The sequence below is a fragment of the Pseudomonas sp. 18173 genome (assembly GCF_050432945.1).
In the GTDB taxonomy this organism is placed as follows: domain Bacteria; phylum Pseudomonadota; class Gammaproteobacteria; order Pseudomonadales; family Pseudomonadaceae; genus Aquipseudomonas.
This window is the reverse complement of the sequence record NZ_JBKFTN010000014.1, coordinates 39,369-60,197: the sequence shown is the minus strand read 5'-3', so window position 1 is coordinate 60,197 and position 20,829 is coordinate 39,369. Positions and strand designations below refer to the sequence as shown.

Below are 20,829 nucleotides of genomic sequence, written 5' to 3'. Positions count from 1 at the left end.
TTATGCACGCCGTCATACCGCCATCTCCTGAGCGCCGGTCTTGCCAAAGCGTCGACCGAGGCGGTCGAAGTACAGGTAGATCACTGGCGTGGTGAACAGTGTCAGAATCTGGCTCAGCAACAGGCCGCCGACCATCACCAGACCCAGCGGCTGGCGCAGTTCCGCGCCGGATCCGGTGGCCAGCATCAACGGCACGGCACCGAACAAGGCCGCCAGGGTGGTCATCAGGATCGGCCGGAAACGCAACAAGGCCGCCTGGTAGATCGCCGTCTGCGGGTCCATGCCCTGATTGCGTTCGGCGTCGAGGGCGAAGTCGATCATCATGATCGCGTTCTTCTTCACGATGCCGATCAACAGGATGATGCCGATGATCGCGATCATGCCCAGGTCATTGCCGCTGAGGATCAACGCCAGCAAGGCACCCACCGCCGCCGAAGGCAAGGTCGACAGAATGGTGATCGGGTGGATATAGCTCTCGTAGAGCACCCCCAGCACGATGTACATGGTCACCACCGCCGCCAGGATCAGCAGCAAAGTGCTCGACAACGAGGCCTGGAAGGCTTCGGCCGCGCCCTGGAACTGGGTCTGCACGCCAATCGGCATGCCGATGTCTTTCTGAACTTGCTCGATGATCTGCACCGCATGGCCCAGCGCCACGCCGGGGGCCAGGTTGAACGACATCATCACCGCCGGGAACTGGCCGATGTGGGTGATCGCCAGTTGCGCCTGGCGCTCTTCGATGTGCGCCAGGCTGGACAGGCGCACCTGACCGCCGTCGGTGGTCTTGACGTGAATCTGGTTCAACGCATCCGGGCCGATTTTCTCGCCGGACTGCGATTGCAGGACCACGCGGTACTGGCTGGCCTGGGTGTAGATGGTGGATATCTGCCGCTGGCCGAAGGCGTCGTACAAGGCATCGGTGATGTTCGACACCGACACCCCGACCCGCGACGCCGCATCGCGGTCGATCACCAGGTAGACCTGCAGGCCCTTGTCCTGCAAATCACTGGCTACGTCGGTCAGTTCCGGCCGGCCGGCCAAGGCTTCGACCAGACGCCCGCTCCACAGGCTCAGCAATTCCGAGTCCGGCGACGACATGCTGAACTGGTACTGCGTGCGGCTGACCCGGTCCTCAATGGTCAGGTCCTGCACCGGCTGCATGAACAGACGGATGCCCACCAGCTTGTCCAGCTCTGGTTGCAGGCGGGCAATCACCTGCGTTGCGCTGAGGTCGCGATCGTGATGCGACTTGAGGTTGATCAGCAACCGACCGCTGTTGAGGGTCGAATTGTCGCCATCCACGCCGATGTAGGAGGACAGGCTCTCGACAGCCGGATCGGCCAGGATGACCTTGGCCAGTTCCTGCTGACGTTCGCTCATGGCCGCGAAGGAAATCGACTGCGGCGCTTCGGAAATACCCTGGATGACGCCGGTGTCCTGCACCGGGAAGAAGCCCTTGGGCACCACCATGTACAGGAATACCGTCAGCGCCAAGGTGCCGATGGCGACCATCAGGGTCAGTGGCTGGTGCTTGAGCACCCACTGCAACTTGCGCCCGTAGGCGGCGATCATCCAGTCGATGAACGCACCGCTGGCCCGGTAGAAACGGCCCTGCTCGGCTTCCTTGGGTTCACGCTTGAGCAACCGCGCGCACATCATCGGCGTCAGGGTCAGGGAAACCACCAGGGAAATCAGGATCGCCACCGCCAGGGTGATGGCGAACTCGCGGAACAAGCGCCCGACCACATCCGCCATGAACAGCAGCGGGATCAGCACGGCGATCAGCGACAAGGTCAGGGAGATCAGGGTGAAACCGATCTGCCTGGCGCCTTTGAGTGCCGCGTTCAGCGGGCTGTCACCCTCCTCGATATAACGCGCAATGTTCTCCAGCATGACGATCGCATCGTCCACCACGAAACCGGTGGCGATGGTCAGGGCCATCAGGGTCAGGTTGTTGACCGAGAACCCTGCCAGGTACATCACGCCGAACGTACCGATCAGCGACAACGGCACGGCCACCGACGGAATGATCGTGGCGCTGGCGCGACGCAGGAACAGGAAGGTGACCATGACCACCAGGGCGATGGCGATCAGCAATTCGTGCTGCACGTCCTTGACCGAGGCGCGGATGGTCTGGGTGCGGTCGGTCAGCACGGTCACGTCGAGGCCGGCCGGCAGGTTATCGGTAATGCTCGGCAGCAGGGCCTTGATCCGGTCCACCACCTCGATCACGTTGGCGCCGGGCTGGCGCTGGATGTTCAGCAAGACCGCCTGGTTCTCGTTGGCCCACGCAGCGAGCCGCTCGTTCTCGGCGCCGTCGACGATTTCCGCCACGTCCTTGAGCCGCAACGGCGCGCCGTTGGCGTAGGCCAGGATCAGGTTGGCGTAGTCCTTGGGCGACGTCAGCTGATCGTTGGCATCGAGCATCGAGACCCGGGTCGGGCCGTCGAAGTTGCCCTTGGGCTGGTTGACGTTGGAGGCGCCTATCAGTGTGCGCACATCCGACAGGTTCAAGCCGTTGGCCGCCAGGGCCTCGGGGTTGACCTTGATCCGCACGGCCTGGCGCTGGCCGCCGGCAATACTGACCATGCCGACACCGCTGATCTGCGCGATTTTCTGCGCCATGCGCGTATCGACCAGATCGTTGAGCTTGGGCAGCAGCATGGTCTTGGAGGTGATGGCCAGCGTCAGCACCGGCGTATCGGCCGGGTTGACCTTGTTGTACACCGGCGGTGCCGGCAAGTCCTTGGGCAACAGGTTGGTGGCGGCGTTGATCGCGGCCTGCACCTGCTGCTCGGCGACGTCCATGTTGATGTCGAGGCTGAAGCGCAGGGTCAGCACCGAGGCACCGCCCGAACTGGTCGAGGCCATTTGCGTCAGGCCGGGCATCTGCCCGAACTGGCGCTCAAGCGGTGCGGTCACCGCGCTGGTCATGACGTCCGGGCTGGCGCCGGGATACAGGGTCATGACGCGAATGGTCGGGTAATCGACCTGGGGCAACGCCGAAACCGGCAGCAACCGATAGGCGATCAAACCGGCCAGAACAATGGCCAGCATGCTCAGTGTGGTGGCTACCGGGCGAAGGATGAACAGCCGCGAGAGATTCATGCGCCGCCCTTTTTCGCCTTGTCAGTGGTCACGGGAGCTGCCGCGTCGGCCGCCGACTTGCCTTGCAGGTGTTCGGTCGGCGTGGCCGGCACCTCCTGACTGTCGTTGACCACCTCCACGTCACTGCCATCTTTCAGGCGGTCGGTACCTTCCAGGACAACCCGGTCACCCGCCGACAGGCCTTCGGTAACCACGGTGTTCAGGCCATCGCTGGCGCCGACTTTCAACTGACGGATCTTGACCTTCTTGTCACCGTCCAGGGCATAGACGAACGTGCCGTTGGTGCCGAACTGGATCGCGGCGGAAGGCGCGAGCACTACGCCTCTGAGGGTGTCGGCCAACAGGCGCACATTGACGAACTGGTTGGGGAACAGCGACTGATCGCGGTTCTCGTAGCGGGCCTTGAATTTCAGGGTACCGGTGGTGACGTCGATCTGGTTGTCCAGGCTCTGCAACACGCCGGTGGCTTGCAATTTGGTATCACCGCGATCCCAGGCTTCAGCCGGCAGCGTGGCGCCACTGCGATAACGGGCGAGCACGGTGTCGAGGCTGTTTTCCGGGAGGGTGAAGGCCACGCTGATCGGCTGGGTCTGGGTAATGATCGCCAATGCGGTGGTGTCGTTGGCGGCGACCAGGTTGCCGACGTCCAGTTGACGCAGGCCGACGCGCCCGGTGATCGGGGCGCGGATCCTGGTGAATTCGAGGTTGAGCCTGGCGTCGTTGACCGCGGCCTGATTGGTCTTGACCGTGCCCTGGAACTGACCGACCAGCGCTTCGGCGGTGTCCAGGGTCTGTTTGGCAATACTGTCTTCGCGGTACAGGCCGCGATAGCGCTCGACGTCGACCTGGGCGTTTTTCAACTGCGCCTGATTCTGCAGCAAGGTGCCTTCAGCCTGGAGCAAGGCGTTCTGGTAAGGACGCGGGTCGATTTCGGCCAGCAGGTCGCCCGCCTTGACCATCTGCCCTTCTTCGAAATAGATCTTGACCAGCTCACCGCCGACACGGCTGCGGACATTGATGGTGTTGAGCGCCGTGACCGTGCCCAGCGCCTTGAAATACAGCGGGAAATCACCGGTGACGGCCGGAGCCACTCGCACCGGTACAGGCCCGGACGCACCGCCGAAACCCGGACGCATCCCCCCGGCCCGGCCGGTATGCCCGGCAACGGCTTTCTGCCCCACGGCCTCCTTGGGTGCAGCGCTGCCGGGCCAGAACTTCCAGCACAGGGCGGCGATGACCAACAGGACAAGCAGGCCGAACAGCCAGCGACGGGGACTACGGGAAGCGGAGGATTGCATTGAGTGACCAACCATTGGGCGCGTGGGCTTTTATTGCATGAGACTGAACGATAAGCACTGGCGGGTTTTAAGCAAAGCGCCTTTACCGGCAATTTACCTTTGGCTTACGTAGCAGGTGTTTTATCCAAGACACTGAATCACAAATGAAAACGGCCTGGACAGAGGGCAATGCTGCTGTAGGAGCGAGCTTGCTCGCGATGGACGTCAACGAAAACGCGAGTTCCTTGGATAAACGCGTCGTCTGTAACTCCATCGCGAGCAAGCTCGCTCCTACAAGTCTTTAAATGAACAGCATTTTTGACAGCGGGGTGTTAACAATTGTAAAGCTGCTTACTTACTTCAGAACGGCAAGTGCCGCTTCATAGTTCGGCTCGTCAGCGATTTCGCCAACCAGTTCGCTGTGCAGCACGTTGTCGTTTTCGTCCAGTACGACCACGGCACGGGCGGTCAGGCCCTTGAGCGGGCCTTCAGCGATAGCCACGCCGTAGTTCTGGATGAACTCGGCACCGCGCAGGGTCGACAGGTTCTGTACGTTTTCCAGGCCTTCGGCACCGCAGAAACGCGCCTGGGCGAACGGCAGGTCAGCCGAGATGCACAGTACAACGGTATTGGCGACTTCATTGGCCTTGGCGTTGAACTGGCGCACGGAGGTGGCGCAGGTCGGGGTGTCGATGCTTGGGAAGATGTTCAGCACTTTGCGCTTGCCGGCAAAGTCTTTCAGGGTGACGTCGGACAGATTGCCGGCAACCAGGGAAAAGGCTGGCGCCTTGGAACCGGCTTGTGGCAGTTGGCCGTTGACTTGAACCGGATTGCCTTTGAGAGTGACTTGAGCCATGAACGGAGTCCTTCTGAACGTTGTTGTAGAGAATTTTGACGAGGCCGAAGTTAACCACGAAATTGTCCGACGACCTATGGTCAAACATAAATTGTCATGCAACAGGACACAAAACTGGATACAACCCACAAATCCGTGGGTGCGGGCTTGCCCGCGATGACAGCAGCAAGCCCAGCATGCATGCCGATTGATCCACCGCCATCGCGAGCAAGCTCGCTCCCACAGGGGTCATATGTTTCGTGAGTGATCACAAACCAGCGTACCCCCCTCACCCGCTGCTACCCGATGTTCATGACGAAAGGCACACGACAGGTCATCGACGAAAACTTTTGTTAACACTCTGTCGAATTGCTCCACCGTCGTTCGACTATAAATCGAACCACTCAACTGCAATGGAGACGACAACATGCGATTCATGATCATCATCAAGGCCAGCCAGGACTCAGAAGCCGGCGTCATGCCCAGCCAGGAACTGCTGACGGCCATGGGCAATTACAACGAAGAACTGGCCAAGGCCGGCATTCTCCTCTCCGGCGACGGCCTGCAGCCGAGCAGCAAAGGTGCCCGCGTGCGATTCTCGGGTGACAAGCGCACCGTCATCGACGGCCCCTTCATTGAGACCAAGGAATTGATCGCCGGCTTCTGGTTATGGCAGGTGAAGTCAAAAGAAGAAGCCATCGAATGGGTCAAGCGCTGCCCCAACCCGATGCCCGGCACCGAAGCCGAGATCGAGATTCGCCAGGTATTTGAAATGGAAGATTTTGGCGCCGAGCTCACCCCGGAACTGCGTGAGCAGGAAGAGCGAGCGTTCGGGAAAGCGAAAAAGTGCTGAGTGTCACGTACAAGGGATCAAGTCCTGAGTCTGCAGGGAAAACCAGGATGTAATCGTCGTACCTGGCTGCATCAGCATCACCGGCCATGGGCTCGATCAACGGTACAGGCAAAGATTGCAAAAAACCCAAGCGGCGCGACGAGGATTGGGCTGCGGGCGCAGTGGTTTCGAGAGTGGCCGGGGCAGACCAGCAAAGGGTGATCGGGGCGGCACCATCTGTGGTGAAACTGAATGTGTTCGATTGCTGGTCGTGCCGCACCGATCTCACTCTGACGCTATCGCCGGCGGCCGGAGCGATGTACACCTGCGCCAGTGATTTCACCTCGCGCGCACCTTGGAACATCGCTCCAGGTTTGGCGGGCACGACTGTCGTGCCCATTCTGAAAGGAAGCTCGACCTGCGCCCGACACGTCGCCAACGACAGCCAATCCTGCCCTTCAAGTGGCATGAGTTCGACCAAGGGAACGCTGAGAGCGTAGACCTGACTATCGGCGCGACTGGAAAAGTCGAACCGCAGAACAGCGGCGCACTGGCTTTCACCGGTTGGTTCGCTTGAAAGGTTCCTCCAGATAAACTCGGCAACCGCAGAGCGAATCGATTTCTGCAAGTCGATCTGTAGACTCAATGACAGATGCGATGGACCACTTTCCAGCAAAACTTCGGGGCGCTTGTGGGCATAGGCCAATGACGCGGTGATCGTATTGCCGACCTTCGCCAGGTTACGGCTACGAACCAGTTGGTTCTGCGCCCTGATCAACAACGCTTCTGCCTGGTGACTCAAGAAAAGATTACGCTGCGTCAATGCCTCCAATCGCCTGAGGTAGTGTTCTTGCGTTGCCTTGACTTGCTCAAGGACACTGAGCCACTGCGCTTGATCGGACCGTGCATAGGTCAGGTTACGCTGAGCATCGCTCTTGGCGAATTCCACTTTCATTTTCCAGAAGCCCAGCTTCCTGACGGCGATGAGCGCGGCATTCTGAGTTTGTTCAAGTGCGAGGATGGTTTGCGTTTGTGCGGCAATACCTGCGTCGGTTGTCAGCTGGCCTTGCAGTTGCTGGATCCCCTGTTCGAACAGGCCGACTGCAGTTTCAACGTCCCTATCCGAGATCGCCACGTCTGCAGCGATTTTTTTTACTTGCGCAAGGCTGCGCGCAAGAGGTGTCATGGGTGTCGATGGCGCGGAAACGGGCGCGGGAATCGCCTCTTGTTTGAACGCGGCCCTACCTTTCCCGTGATGCCAGTTCCTTATGTGATGCACAACTGATCCCGCGGAGTTGGCGTTGACCATGTCGTCAGGATAAAACAACAAATCCGCGCCTTTGGGATGTCCGGAAATTCGGTCGAAATGTTCGATCAGCCGGTCATGGTCCTGCTTGGGTAAACCAACGGCCCAGATTATGTTGACCAGTGCCTGGAATTCCGACTGTGTGTAATCCTGGAGTGTGGCTTTAAGTTCCATCTTGGGTTTTTCCTTGTTTTTACTGGACGTACAGCTGAAAAACTGTGACACCTGCCCACTAAGTGAAGAGCAGGTGCCTTTCAATTACTGAAATCAGCCTCTAGGTGTTGAGTTCGGTTTTTTGTGAAAAAACTGTGTTATACACTGACCGATAATTATCAATGGTTGTTAGCCATTCCACCTTGGACAACTGAACATGCAACCTTGCTTTATACAAACACTTTAATCGTGCCCTTTATCAATCAACGTAAAGACCAGCGTCTTAACTTCCATTGCCGCGGTGTATTGAAAGACAACCTTCTTGCCTGGGTAAACAGCAGGATCCAGGGGGTAGGACTCCCATCCGCCCGTCTGGCCCATCGGCTGAGGCATTTTGATTGGGCCTCTGGATTCCATTGGTTTGCCGAAGAGCGCATGCACGTCAGACTGGGTCTTCATCGACATATATGGCATTGGCAAATCACTTCCATACACAATGATTCCAGGCATTGTCTCCACTAGCGTGACAAAAACCTTTTCCAGCCGACTCGTTTCAGCCCAGAAGCTAAGTTCCACACCTGAAATCGGTTCAATATCAAGCCAATTTCTACCTTCGTAAAGTTGCTGAAGAGCCTGACGTGAAACAACTCCCTCAGAAACTAACGCTTCGTAAGACTTACCAAGCCCTGCGATCCATCGCTCGATCATCACTGCGCTCATCAGTACCACCCCTGCTCTCTGCTTAACGAATGTAACTGCTCAAGGACTCTTTCAATTTCAGCTTCCGAAACACCTTCTGCCAACAACCCATCCTCTATTGCTGAAACATTACTTTCAATTGCACTGAAAATATCAGAGGAATCTTCAACGCGCTTCTGCTTAGAGTTTCGTCCTCCATAAGTCTCACTGAATTTTTGGTGGACTTTCGCAGGAATTGTAACGCTCGGCGCACGATTAAGAACGAGTAACGATATATGGCTTCGCAAGTGGGGACGTCATTATTCAACATGCAACCGTTCACTCTTCAACGACCGCATATATAGCACTACCCAACAAACCAATTACTTACTCACGACCTTTGTCGACCAACGTAAAAACCAGCGTTTTGACTTTCATTTCGGCCGTGTATTGAAAAACAACTTTTTTACCTGGATAAATATTTTGATCCAGTAGATAAGACTCCCACCCTCCTGTCTGTCCCATTGGGTGAGGCATTTTTATGGGACCTCTTGAATCCATTGGATTGCCAAAAATCGCTTGGACGTCGGCCTGCGTCATATCCAGAGTGTACGGTAGTGGAAGATCTCCTTTGTATTCGAGGATTCCCGGCATTGTTTTTTTCAGTGTTATAAACAGCGTTTCCAGCCGATTGGATTCCGCCCAAAATGAGAGGCTCACACCAACTTCAAGATCAAGATCCAATAAATCTGCTTCTGGATACAACGCCTGCGGCTCTTCATTAAAAACAACGCCTCGCGCTATCAACTCATCAGAACTCAAGCCCAAATTAAGTATCCAGCTTTCTATTTTTTCCGCGTTCATTGGTACCACCCTTGTTCAATGTGTAGTTTGTGCAACTTCAAGCGAGCCGCTTCGATTTCGCTCTCACCTAGTCCTTGTTCAAGTAAGCCTGCTTTGACCGCACCAACGTTTCTATCCACCGCTAAACGCAGATCATCTGCATCTTCCAATTGCTTGGATACATGGTTCCGCCCACCATAGGTTTCGCTGAACCTCCGATGAACCTCAGAGGGAATTGCAATACTTGGAGCCCTCTTCAAAAAAACTGCTCGCTCGTGCGAGTCAAACTCTGGAAATCTGTGTCTGATATACAGATCTAGTGCCTTCCTAGAAGGAATATGATCAATATCCAACCCATCCCCCCTACTCCGCCCACTCAGCTCGTTATACGGCCCTACCTCCAATGGCTCAACCGGCGGACCAACGAAAACCAGTCCGGGCGAAGGTAGATCCCCATCTCTCGGAAACCCAGGAATACTCGCACCAATCTCCCCCTCGTCAACAGCCGGAAACGTCTCGTTATGCGGCAGGACCGGGATGGCCGGGTTGCCGGGATATACCGCCGGGGACACTGGTGTGCCGGGTAGCGTCGTCGACCCAAGGTGTTCGCTGCCCGGTGGCACCAAGGGTTTCCAGGAAGAGGCAGGCGGGATCGGCCAGGGCACCACTGCAGGTTCGATCCCCAGCCACCCCCCGGCACTGTTTGGTGTCTTGATGCTGATCTGATCGAGGTTGAAAGGATCGGACCAGAAATCCGCCCGTTCCTTGTAACGCAGTTCGAATTCACGGTTTTCACCCACCCAGGTGTTTTTCGGCGCGTAGGGGGCGAAGCCTTGTTCGATACGGGTTTTGTTCACCTCATCGAATTGGCTGGTGAGCGATGGGTGTTCACCCAGGGTCCGCCACAGCGCCTCGTCAAAGGCGGCGAACGACTTGAATTCGCGTCCGCGAAACTGGTCACCGACCTGGGTCGGGATGGCTACGCCGCTGGCCTGGGTGGCCGCTTTCCACCAATCGACCGGCGCCGGTTGCCCCGTCCCGCTTACGGTGCCCGTACCCAGGGGTGGCACGCTGAAAGATACGTACGTTGGCGGCAACCCCGGCACGCAGACAATGCAATCGTGGATGCGCAAATCGACGCCGGCCGGGATGTCCTGAATCTGCGGCTCGGTCACCGTCAATGGCGCCTGAACGGGTGTCACCGCCTGCGGCATGGCCTCTGGCGCGAACTGCAAATGCCTGGCCGGTGAACCCGGGATCTCGGCGCTGTAGAGGCCGGTGAGGGGGTCGAGGGCGGCATTCACCACCGCAACCCGGGAATCTATCTCGCCTCCGGTAGGGACAACGACGATCGCAGTGCCTTGCGGTACGGCGACGGGTTTGAGCCGTTGCTCCAGCTCTACCGTGCCGCCCGCGTCCGCAGCGGTTTGCAACTCGTGCCTGTCGTACAGATCCAGCGCCTGCGCCGGGACTGCAACGGCGTGGAACAAACGAGCCCGTTGTTCGGGCGTCAACTCGCCGTTACCCAACTCGGAGGGATAGGTCATTCCCGCGATAAATATCGCAGCTTGACCAACGGTGAGCGTACCCAGGACGCTGCCCACTTCGACCAGCGATCGCGACACGGCCAACGCCAATCCATCTGCCGCTCCGGCAATCCACACCCCATTGGGATTGAAAAGCACCGATGCGGCAGCCATCGACGCCGTGGCGGGAATATGGAGGGTATTGGCCTGTCTGGCCCGCTCGATCCGCGCGTCGGCGTCGGACAATTGCTTGAAACGAACACGCGCCTCACGCTGCTCCACGAACTGACGCTGCTTTTCCCACGCCGCCAGCCGCTGAACCCCAATGGCATGGTCGCGGGCCAGCGCATTGGATTTTTCGTTGAGCGCATTGAGTTGGGCTCTTAGCAGGCTCGCTTCATGGGCGGCGTTATAAGCGTTTTCCCAGAGCTGGTGGCCATGTCCCAAGGCTTCGCCGAACTGCTCCAGCCGCAGCAGGTAATCATTTAAAGAGCGTGTTAATGGATCGAGCCCGTCGAAGGATAGAGCGGTGGCATTTTTTTCATTGAGCTGTGCGGTTTTGTGCGCAATCAATCCGTCGATTTCGCTTTTGTCCTTACTGACGGAGTAAAGGATCCAGCGCTCAACCGGCACATCCATTGCGTAGGGTTTGCGTACCGCCTGGATTTCCCGCTCGAGTGCTTGCGTGTCTTGCGTGATCCTTGCAGCAAAGCTGCGGTCAAGCTCAGCCCTCACGGTGCCATGACGCTGCCCCAGCGCTGCGAGGTGTTGCTGCCGCGTCTGAATCCGGGCCTGTTCCCGCGCCGCAGCGGCGTCATCTGCTTCGGCCTGTGCCACTTCTGCTCTGTGTTGCTGAAGCGCCCTTTTCCTGGCATTTTTTTTCTTGGCGCTAAGGCCGCCAAAATTGCCTGACGCGCCGACCCGATTACCTGCGCCACCACCCCATCCGCCACCCGAACCACCGCCAGAGGCGGGCGGCCCGGACCTGATGACTACGCTTCCTGACGATCCATCGTTGAATATGTGTTGTGCCATACAGTTCTCCTTGTCTGTAGGGCACAGCATGTCGAGGGTGCGATGGTCAGGTGCGGTACATATTTATAGGCCTGGCATGGTTTCCGAAATCTGTACTTCCTCTGTATGGATTAAATCAATGAAAGGCTTTGCGACGTTTGTCGAACTAACTTTGTAGTACACATACTGCATGCCAACTTGCACACAAAACCAAAGAATCCGCCCCTTAGACTGGCTAAACGGTAGTTAGCTGCTAGGGTCTTCAGATGTGTCCTACAGGCTTGATAAGAAAGGGATTACGCCGTAACGGCTGCCAAGTGCCGAGTCGCCCAGAAGGAGCCACCAGGGAACAGGGGGAATCATGTTGAACAGTAGAGGATGCACGCCGCTTTTCTGGCGACTTCGGTTGCGCCTGTTGTTTCGGCCTGCACGGCCAATACAGGCAATCACCCGCACGACTCCCGGCACCCTCCAGGTACTCCGAGTATCCGCCCCAAAGACGCCCCACTCCGATCGGGTGGTGACTACGCCTGGCAATCTGCGCCCAATAGCGTCAACGCCTTTAGCGAACCGCAAAAAAACGGCCGGGTACATTACAAGTTCGTCGAGCCCAAACCGAAAGCCGCCAACGGCCAATGGAACAAGTCGCTATTGAGGCCTGTTGCCACAAGACAATAAACGGAGTCAGTCATGATCAGGCCTTACGTAGTGCGCCCCCTGTTGGCGCTGTGCATGGTCGGGGCCACCCCCTTTGCACTGGCCGCCGAAGGTGGTGTCGGCCGGCCGATTACCGGCTTGCAGGTGTTCTCCAATGCCGGGGTAGTGCCGCCGGCACCCGGCTGGGTGATGTCGTTGACCAGTTTCTGGTACGACGGCGACCTCAAGGGCAACGTACAGGTGCCGATCGGGGGCGACTTGAGCACAGGCGTGGGCATGAAGGTTTCCTACACCATCGCCAACTTCACCCATGTCTGGGATACGGGCCCGGGAGACTGGAACTACGCGTCAGCCATCGGCGTGCCAGTGCAGTACACCGACGTGACCGCGAGCATCACCGGCCCCCGTGGCAGGACGCTGGGCACCGAGGACACCGGCACCCAATTCGCCGACATCCTGGTGACACCGATTGCCGCCGGCTACCACTTCGATGAACTCAACCACATTTCGTTTTCACTGCCGATCTACGTGCCGACCGGCGCCTACAACGTCGATCGCCTGGCCAACCCCGGGCAGAACAACTACACCTTCATGCCCACCGTGGCGTTCTCGCACCTGGACGGCAAGGGTGGCGAGTTCACCTTGATGAGCAGTCTTGAGTTCTATACCGAAAACAACGAAACGGATTATCGCAACGGCAACATTTTCACCCTCGATGCACTCTGGACCCACGGTTTCGGCAATGGCTGGAACGCCGGCATGGCAGCCGGTTACATCCAGCAGGTCACCGATGACTCGGGAAGCGGCGCCAACAGCGGCTTTCGCGGACGCTCCGTCGGCGCCGGCCCCGCGGTGGGCTGGAGCGGCAAATTTGCCGACGCCCAGGCCAACCTGAGCGCGCGCTGGATACCGGAGTTCGACACCAAGAACCGTCCTGAAGGCAACGGTTTCAGCATCAACATGACACTGGCGTTTTTCTGAGAGGAAGCCACGGATGGCGATTGCCCCTGCCGACTTCCATTTGTCATTCATTCCGGTCATTGCGACCTCCATGTTTAGAGCGAGGGGTATCCCATGACCGCACTCAGTGACCTCAATGCCCTGCAAGCCAGCATCGCCGAAGCGGTGCTCGGCCAGGACCAGGTGATCCGGCAAATTCTCCTGGGCCTGCTGGCCAACGGGCACCTGCTGCTGGAGAGCTTGCCGGGGCTGGCGAAGACTCGCACGGTCAAGGCGCTGTCCAGGCATCTGGACGCGAAAATGAGCCGCATCCAGTTCACCCCGGACCTGTTGCCGTCGGACATCACCGGCGCCGAGGTGCTGCACCAGGTCGAGGGCAAAAATGAGATCCGTTTCCAGCCCGGGCCGCTGTTCGGCAACCTGATTCTGGCCGACGAAATCAACCGCGCCCCGGCCAAGGTCCAGGCAGCGCTGCTCGAAGCCATGGAGGAACGGCAGATCACCGTGGCCGGCAACAGTCACGCGCTGCCGCCACTGTTTATCGTGGTCGCGACCCAGAACCCCATCGAGCAGGAAGGCACTTACCCGCTGCCGGAAGCGCAGATGGACCGTTTCCTGATGAAGGTGCTGCTGGACTACCCGAGTGCAGACAACGAAAGCCAGGTACTGCGCCTGTTGCGAGAAGAGGAACAGGCGCTCGGCACCAACACCTCGGCCGTTCCGGGCTTTGCATTGGCCCAGGACGTGATCTTCGCCGCACGCCGTGAAGTCAGCGCCGTGCATGTCTCTCCAGCCATCGACCGCTACCTGATCGACCTGATCAACGCCACGCGCCACCCGGCCGACTACGACGCCGATCTCGGTCGCTGGATCGCTTTGGGCGCCAGCCCACGGGGCGGCATCGGCCTGGACCGGTGCGCGCGGGCCGATGCCTGGTTGCAGGGCCAGGATTTCGTGTCGCCGGACAACGTGCGGGCCGTGGTCCATCCCGTGCTGCGCCATCGCCTGCAATTGAGCTATGACGCGGTGGCCGACGGCGTGACGGCCGATCAGGTGCTCGACCGCCTGCTGGACAAAGTGGCCATACCAGCATGAGCGACGACGGCCTGGTCTACGTCTCCCTGGCGCAGTTGATGGCCCTGGAGTTCAAGGCCCGTGACCTGAGTTTTCTCGCGCGCCAGCCTCAAGGCAGCATCCTCGCCGGCAACCATGCTTCGCGCCTGCGCGGTCGTGGCTTGAACTTCGACGAACTGCGGCGCTACCAGCCAGGGGACGATCTGCGCCACCTCGATTGGCGCGCCTCCCTGCGCGCCGGCAAACCGGTGGTGCGCACCTTCACCGAAGAGCGCGACCGCCCGGCGCTGATACTCGTGGATCAGCGCATGTCGATGTTCTTCGGCTCGCAACGCAGCTTCAAATCCGCGGTCGCCGCCGAACTCGGCGCTCTCGCGGCGTGGATGGTGTTCAACGCCGGTGACCGGGTGGGCGGGCTGGTGTTCAACGACCAGCGTATCGACAGCGTGGCCCCGTTGCGCAGCCGCAAGCGGATCGAGGCGCTGTACAGCCGCATCGTCGAGCAGAACCGGGAGCTGAACGCAGCCAACCCCGACGCCGAGGGCGAAGACCAGCTCGACAAGGTCTTGCAACGTTGCCTGGCCCTGGCGGGGCACGATCACCTGATCTGCATCATCAGCGACTTCGCCGGTGCCGGGGAACGCACCTTGCAGTTGATGCGGCAGTTGGCGGCACACAATGACGTGATCGCCATGCAGGTCTACGACCCCCTGGCGCTGAACCTGCCGAAAAATGGTCGGCTGTTGATCACTCAGGGACAGCTGCAGGTGGAGCTGGCCGTGGAGCGTCGTCAGGTGCACCAGCCATTGGGCGATTTTCTCAGCGGCCGGCTCAAGGACGTTGCCACGTTGCTGCGACGCAGTCAGGTGCCGTTGATGATGTTCAGCACCGCCACGCCAGCCCATGAACAGCTTCGGGCCGAGTTGGGCAAGCGGGCGGGAGCACAGCGATGAACCCGAACATCCCGAGCATCGAACAGCTCAAGGAGATGGCGCTACCGGCGCCCGTCAGTTATGCACCGCAGACCTGGGGCTGGTGGCTGCTGCTCGGTTTGCTGGTGATGACGTCGATGATCGTCGCCGCCCGACGCTATTGGCAGTGGCGGCGTGATCGCTACCGGCGCGAAGCGCTGGCAAGGCTGGCGCAGTTGCAGCAGCGCAGCGGTGACCTGAATGCGTTGCGCGAACTTCCAGAACTCCTGAAGCGGGTCGCTATCTCGATGCCAGCCAAGCCCCCTGTGGGAGCGAGCCTGCTCGCGAAGGCGGCTCGACATTCAACAAAGGAGGTGACTGACACTCTGCTTTCGCGAGCTGGCTCGCTCCCACAGGCTACCGCGCTGGGCGGGAAGGACTGGCAAGATTTTCTGCAAGCGCACACCGAACACCCGTTACCCAACGACTTCAGCCAGCAGTTGGCACTGCTGGCCTACGCCCCGGACGAAACGCTGCAAGCCCTGCCCAACGAACACCGCCAGCACCTGTTCCAGACCTGCAAACACTGGGTGGAGCATCACCATGTGGCAGTTTGATTACCCCTGGCTGTTACTGCTGCTGCCGTTGCCATGGCTCGGTTATCGCTACCTGCCCGACTATCGCGAGGCCCGCAGTGCGGTGCGCGTGCCGTTTTTCGGGGCGATGAGCCGCGCCGTCGGTCAGGCACCGAGCCAGGCTGGTGCCGGCAGCAACCATTGGCAATTGTGGTTGAGCCTGCTGGTCTGGGCGCTGTTGCTGCTGGCGGCTGCGCGACCTGTGTACGTGGAAAAACCCATTGAACGCCAGCAACCGGTGCGTGACCTGTTGCTGGCCATTGACCTGTCCCAGTCCATGGAAACCACCGACTTCACTGACGCCAGTGGCCAGAAGATCAATCGCCTGGCGGCGGTCAAGCAGGTGGTCCACGGCTTTATCGACAAGCGCAAGGACGATCGCCTGGGCCTGATCGTGTTCGGCAGCGGCGCCTATCCGCAGGCGCCGTTGACCCTCGACCATGCCAGCTTGGCGCTGTTGCTGGACGACACCGGCATCGGCATGGCCGGGCCCAACACGGCGATTGGCGATGCCATCGGTTTGAGCCTGAAGCTGCTCGAGCAGGCTCACGAACAAGAGAAAGTGGTGATACTGCTCACCGACGGCAACGACACCAGTAGCGCAATCACACCGGATCACGCGGCGGCCATGGCGGCGGCCAAGGGTGTGGTGATTCACACTATCGGCATTGGCGACCCGGAGGCCTCCGGCGAAGCCAGGGTCAATCTGCAGAGCCTGCAACAGATCGCCGAGGCCACCGGCGGCAGGTTCTTCCGTGCCGAAGACCGCACGGCACTGGATCAGGTCTACAACACCCTCGATGCACTCACCCCGCATCAAGTGAACACCCTCAGCCATCAGCCCGAACGGGATCTGTTCTGGTGGCCGCTGGGCGCGGCGCTTGTCGTGCTTGTGCTCTACCACCTGTGCGCCCTGCTGCGCCCTCGCCTGTCCCTCGCACGCCAGCGGCAGGAGGTTTGAAATGGAGATCAACCTCAGCGACTTTCATTTCCTGCGCCCGCTCTGGCTATTGCTGCTGCCCTTCGCCACCCTGCTGCCATTGATCTGGCGCCGCAGCCGCGACCTGCAACGGCGGTTGCGCAGCAATATCGCCGGGCACTTGTTGCCGCACCTGCTGGTGACCCCACAAGACCCGCATTGGCTGCGCCCGGTGCATCTGGTTTGCGCGCTGTTGCTGCTTGGCGCACTGGCCGCCGCCGGGCCGACCTGGGAACAGGATCGACCGGACTTTCTGGAAAACCGCGCACCACTGATCATTGCCGTTGATTTGTCGCCTTCGATGGACGCCACGGATGTCCAACCCAGTCGACTGGAAGCGGCCAAACACAAATTGCATGACCTGATCCAGCGCCGCAGCGGTGCGCGCAATGGGCTGATTGCCTACGCCGGCAGTGCCCATCTGGTGCTGCCGCCCACCGACGATCCGGCGTTGCTCGACACCTTCATCCAGGCCCTGGGCACCGACTTGATCGGCAAGCCGGGGAAAGATGTCGGAGCGGTCATCGATCAGGCCAAACGCATGCTTGCCGCTGAAAAATCCCCCGGCAGCCTGTTGCTGATCACCGACGGCGCCGATACCACGACACTCGCCGGCCTGGAACAGCGACTGGCCGACAGCAACCTGCAAGTGCTGATCCTGGCAGTCGGCAGCGAGGACGGCGGCATCATCCGCGATGCCAGCGGCCAGCCGCGCACCGACAGCAACGGCCGTCCGGCATTGGGCAGTTTTGATCCGGCCGCGCTCAAACAGCTTGGGTCAACGCTGGACGCCCCCCTGGGCAGCCTGACGCTCAATGACGACGACCTCGATTGGGTCGAACTGCACGCTCAACAGCATTTTCAGACGACCAGCGACGAACAGCGCGAATTGCACTGGAAAGACGCCGGCTACTGGCTGTGCTGGCCGCTGTTGCTGCTCGCATTTTTCAGCGTGCGCAAGGGCTGGAGCCTGAACTGGATGGGCGCTTTACTGCTCGCGGTGGGCCTTGGATTGCAACCGGCACCGGCCCGAGCCAATGCGCTGACCGATGCCTTTTTCACCCCGGACCAGCAAGGCCGCTGGGCCTTCGAGCATGGGCACTTCCCGCAGGCCGCCGCGCATTTTGCCGACCCTTACTGGAAAGGCATCGCCGCCTACAACGCTGCCGATTTCGACCTGGCGCTGGCCAGCTTCGCGAGGCTGCAAACGCCCGAGGCGTATTTCTATCTGGGCAACATCTACGTGCGCCGCTTCAAGTTCGACCAGGCCATCGCCGCCTACACCCAGGCGCTGAAGCTGCAACCGCAGTTCCCTGAAGCCACAGCCAACCTGGCCCTGGCCATCGCCTTGCAGAAAGACACCGAAAGCGCCGAACAGAACGCCCCGGAAACCAAGCCCGACGACATCAAGATGGACAAGGCACCGGGCAAGGGCCAGAGCAAAGCGCTGCAGACCGAACAGGCAGCGTCGGATGAACAGTGGTTGCAGAACCTGAGCACATCGCCGGCGAAATTCCTCAAGCAGAAGTTCAGTTTGCAGGATCGGGCGGGAGGTCAACCATGATCAGCCTGACAGACCGCGTCACGGCCTTCGCGAGCAAGCCCGCTCCCACAGTTGAACTGTGTACATCCTGTGGGAGCGGGCTTGCTCGCGAAGACGCCAGATCAATCACCACAAAGCTCGGCACTCTGCTCCTTGTTTTAATCTCCACCTGCACCCTCGCCGCCGAACCCGAGCTGCGAGTCCAGGTCACCCTGCAACCCGCCGGCCAGGTCATGGTCGGCAGCCTTGTCGAGCTGCAACTCGACGTCCTCACCGACACCTGGTTCACCAGCGCCCCCACCCTGCCCGACCTCAAATTGTCGGGCGCGCTGGTGATGCCACCGGACGGCCATGCCGAACACCTGAACCAGACCCTCGACGGCAAATCCTTCAGCGGCATGCGCTACAGCTATCTCATCACCCCGAATGCAGCGCAGGCGTTCGACATCCCGGCCCTGACCGTTCGCGCCACGCCCGGCCAAGCCAGCAGCGAACTCAGCGGGCAAAGCCTGCCCGTACATTTTGTCGTGACGCAACCGCCGGGGTTCCAGCCCGGTGAACCGGTGCTCGTCGCCCAGGGGCTGCGTTTCACCCAGAAAGTCACCAACTCTGCGACACCGCTGAAAGTCGGCGACAGCCTCACCCGCCAACTGACCCTGCAAGCCGACGGCGCCCTGGCCATGTCATTGCCAACACCAGCACTGGGCGACGTCAGCGGCCTGAGCCGTTACCTGAAAAACCCGCAGGTCAGCACGCTGGACGATGGTCGCGGCCACTTTACCGGCGGCCAGCGTATCGACACGGTCACCTACCGCATCGACGCACAGGGCCATCACACCCTGCCGGCTATCGAGCTGAAATGGTGGGACGCGGGCAGTCAACAGACACGTACCGCTCAAGTGCCCGCCGTGGATTTCGACGCCGTGGCCAACAGCACTTATCAGCCGGTATTTTCCATCAGCGAAGACCTGAAAAAGCTCGGTCAGCAAAGCCGCCTGCACCTTTCGCGATACGGGTTTGGCCTGGCGACCCTGTTACTGGGCTCGGTGCTGCTGGTGTGGTTTGCCCGCCCGTTCGTCCATCGCGCCTACTTGAGCTGGCAGGCCCGACGCCAGGCAAAACGCGCCGCCTGGCTGCAATCGGCTGACTATGCCTGGCAGCAGATCCCGCCCCAGCTCGAAGGCCAGCCACCGCAGCTGAGCGCTCTGTACCTGTGGACCCGGCGCAGTCGCAAAGGCCTGCAACTGACCGGCCTCGGCACGCGCCTGCAAGCACTGTTACGCGCTTGTTACGGCCGTGAGCCAAGCAAAGACCAGGCATTGCTACAACTCAGGCAATCCTTGACTACGCTGCATAGTCAGGTCGAACACAACAGAGAATCAGTCGCTCCCACGCTACGCCCCTTGAACCCCGTTCACGAGAAGGATTTCCCATGACGAGCCCGATATCGATGCGTCAACACCACGGGTTGAAACTATTGCTGACCCTGGTCCTGAGCCTGCCGCTGTTGGCCCAGGCCGCCGAGCCGCTGCCATCGTGGAATGAGGGGCCGTCGAAAAAGAACATCATCGAGTTCGTCCAGGCCGTGACCGATCAAGGCAGCAAGGACTTCGTCAAACCCGAAGACCGCATCGCCGTGTTCGACAACGACGGCACCTTGTGGAGCGAGCAGCCGATGTACTTCGAGTTGCTGTTCTCCCTCGATGAGGTCAAGCGCAACCAGGCGCAGCACCCGGAATGGAAAACCACCCAGCCGTTCCAGGCCGTGCTGGAAAACGATCACAAGGCACTGGCCGCCACCGGCATGGACGGCCTCCTGAAGATCTTCGCCGCCACCCATACCGGCATGACCACCGAAGCCTTCGACGACTACGCCAAAACCTGGCTGGCCCAGGCCCGCCATCCGAAAACCGGCAAGCCCTACACCGAAATGATCTTCCAGCCGATGCTGGAAATGCTCGATTACCTGCGCAGCCAGGACTTCAAGACCTACATCGTTTCCGGCGGTGAAACCGGGTTCATGCGCGCCTTCGCCGAGAAGGTCTACGGCGTTCCGCCCGAGCAGGTCATCGGCACGACGTTTGTCACCTCTTTTGAATACAAGGATGGCAAGGCGTCGATCATCCGTACGCCAAAACTGGCGCACAACGATGACGGGCCGGGCAAGCCGGTCAGCATTGAAGCGGTGATCGGGCGTCGGCCGATCCTGGCCTTCGGCAACTCTGACGGCGACCTGCAAATGCTGCAGTGGACAGCCGCAGGGGCGGGCAAGCGATTCATGGGCCTGGTGCATCACACCGACGCCAAACGCGAATGGGCCTATGACCGCCAGTCACAGATCGGCCGCCTGGACAAGGCCCTGGATGAAGCGAACAAGCGTGGCTGGACCGTCGTGGACATGGCTGCCGAGTGGCGCCGGATCTACCCCTTCGATGCAACCACCACCGAGCAAGTGCAGTAAAAAGCGTTAGGCAGGACAGCAACGAACGATTGTCGCA

At 59.9% G+C, this 20,829-nt stretch carries 16 protein-coding genes; 9 read left to right on the top strand and 7 right to left on the bottom strand.

Going from position 1 to position 20,829, the window contains the following annotated elements; translation table 11 throughout:
• Positions 1-12: 12 nt before the first annotated feature.
• The 3 genes from ACLD1X_RS16895 to tpx all read right to left on the bottom strand — a co-directional run bounded on the left by ACLD1X_RS16895 (position 13) and on the right by tpx (position 5,241).
• Positions 13-3,108, bottom strand: a complete 3,096-nt coding sequence (locus ACLD1X_RS16895) for an MdtB/MuxB family multidrug efflux RND transporter permease subunit (RefSeq protein ID WP_429369527.1) — start codon at positions 3,106-3,108, stop codon at positions 13-15.
• Positions 3,105-4,421 (bottom strand): MdtA/MuxA family multidrug efflux RND transporter periplasmic adaptor subunit, encoded by a 1,317-nt coding sequence (locus ACLD1X_RS16890; RefSeq protein ID WP_429369525.1) that lies wholly within the window; start codon positions 4,419-4,421, stop codon positions 3,105-3,107. The genes ACLD1X_RS16895 and ACLD1X_RS16890 overlap by 4 nt, the downstream gene beginning before the upstream one ends.
• A 319-nt stretch (positions 4,422-4,740) precedes the next feature.
• Positions 4,741-5,241: a thiol peroxidase gene (tpx, locus tag ACLD1X_RS16885; RefSeq protein WP_429369523.1), complete on the bottom strand. Its 501-nt coding sequence runs from the start codon at positions 5,239-5,241 to the stop codon at positions 4,741-4,743.
• Between the two features lie 406 nt (positions 5,242-5,647).
• Here tpx and ACLD1X_RS16880 point away from each other — a divergent pair, with 406 nt between their 5' ends.
• On the top strand, positions 5,648-6,073 hold the full coding sequence (locus tag ACLD1X_RS16880) for a YciI family protein (protein WP_429369521.1): 426 nt from the start codon (positions 5,648-5,650) through the stop codon (positions 6,071-6,073).
• Here ACLD1X_RS16880 and ACLD1X_RS16875 read toward each other — a convergent pair.
• The 4 genes from ACLD1X_RS16875 to ACLD1X_RS16860 all read right to left on the bottom strand — a co-directional run bounded on the left by ACLD1X_RS16875 (position 6,015) and on the right by ACLD1X_RS16860 (position 11,593).
• The gene (locus tag ACLD1X_RS16875) at positions 6,015-7,532 is read right to left on the bottom strand and encodes a bacteriocin immunity protein (RefSeq protein WP_429369519.1); all 1,518 of its coding nucleotides are present in this window, start codon (positions 7,530-7,532) and stop codon (positions 6,015-6,017) included. The two genes, ACLD1X_RS16880 and ACLD1X_RS16875, sit on opposite strands and share 59 nt — an antisense overlap.
• 222 nt (positions 7,533-7,754) lie before the next feature.
• On the bottom strand, positions 7,755-8,231 hold the full coding sequence (locus ACLD1X_RS16870; protein ID WP_429369517.1) for a DUF6392 family protein: 477 nt from the start codon (positions 8,229-8,231) through the stop codon (positions 7,755-7,757).
• Between the two features lie 345 nt (positions 8,232-8,576).
• Positions 8,577-9,053 carry a DUF6392 family protein gene (locus tag ACLD1X_RS16865; RefSeq protein ID WP_429369515.1) on the bottom strand — a complete coding sequence of 159 codons (477 nt, stop codon included), beginning with the start codon at positions 9,051-9,053 and terminating at the stop codon, positions 8,577-8,579.
• Positions 9,050-11,593, bottom strand: a complete 2,544-nt coding sequence (locus tag ACLD1X_RS16860) for an S-type pyocin domain-containing protein (protein WP_429369513.1) — start codon at positions 11,591-11,593, stop codon at positions 9,050-9,052. Before ACLD1X_RS16860 ends, ACLD1X_RS16865 begins: the two co-directional genes overlap by 4 nt.
• A gap of 669 nt (positions 11,594-12,262) precedes the next feature.
• Between ACLD1X_RS16860 and ACLD1X_RS16855 the strand changes: the two genes are divergently transcribed.
• From ACLD1X_RS16855 to ACLD1X_RS16820, 8 genes are all read left to right on the top strand, one after another.
• On the top strand, positions 12,263-13,210 hold the full coding sequence (locus tag ACLD1X_RS16855) for a SphA family protein (protein ID WP_429369511.1): 948 nt from the start codon (positions 12,263-12,265) through the stop codon (positions 13,208-13,210).
• A 93-nt stretch (positions 13,211-13,303) separates the two neighbouring features.
• On the top strand, positions 13,304-14,284 hold the full coding sequence (locus ACLD1X_RS16850; protein ID WP_429369509.1) for an AAA family ATPase: 981 nt from the start codon (positions 13,304-13,306) through the stop codon (positions 14,282-14,284).
• Entirely contained in the window at positions 14,281-15,216 is a 936-nt protein-coding gene (locus ACLD1X_RS16845; RefSeq protein ID WP_429369507.1) for a DUF58 domain-containing protein, read from the top strand. Before ACLD1X_RS16850 ends, ACLD1X_RS16845 begins: the two co-directional genes overlap by 4 nt.
• Positions 15,213-15,791, top strand: a complete 579-nt coding sequence (locus ACLD1X_RS16840; RefSeq protein ID WP_429369505.1) for a DUF4381 domain-containing protein — start codon at positions 15,213-15,215, stop codon at positions 15,789-15,791. The genes ACLD1X_RS16845 and ACLD1X_RS16840 overlap by 4 nt, the downstream gene beginning before the upstream one ends.
• Positions 15,778-16,770, top strand: a complete 993-nt coding sequence (locus ACLD1X_RS16835; protein WP_429369503.1) for a vWA domain-containing protein — start codon at positions 15,778-15,780, stop codon at positions 16,768-16,770. Before ACLD1X_RS16840 ends, ACLD1X_RS16835 begins: the two co-directional genes overlap by 14 nt.
• Before the next feature lies 1 nt (position 16,771).
• Positions 16,772-18,352, top strand: coding sequence for a VWA domain-containing protein (locus ACLD1X_RS16830; RefSeq protein ID WP_429369501.1), 1,581 nt, complete (start codon positions 16,772-16,774; stop codon positions 18,350-18,352).
• Positions 18,349-19,767: a hypothetical protein gene (locus ACLD1X_RS16825; protein ID WP_429369499.1), complete on the top strand. Its 1,419-nt coding sequence runs from the start codon at positions 18,349-18,351 to the stop codon at positions 19,765-19,767. Before ACLD1X_RS16830 ends, ACLD1X_RS16825 begins: the two co-directional genes overlap by 4 nt.
• Positions 19,764-20,792: an HAD family hydrolase gene (locus ACLD1X_RS16820; protein WP_429369497.1), complete on the top strand. Its 1,029-nt coding sequence runs from the start codon at positions 19,764-19,766 to the stop codon at positions 20,790-20,792. The genes ACLD1X_RS16825 and ACLD1X_RS16820 overlap by 4 nt, the downstream gene beginning before the upstream one ends.
• Positions 20,793-20,829 lie beyond the last annotated feature (37 nt).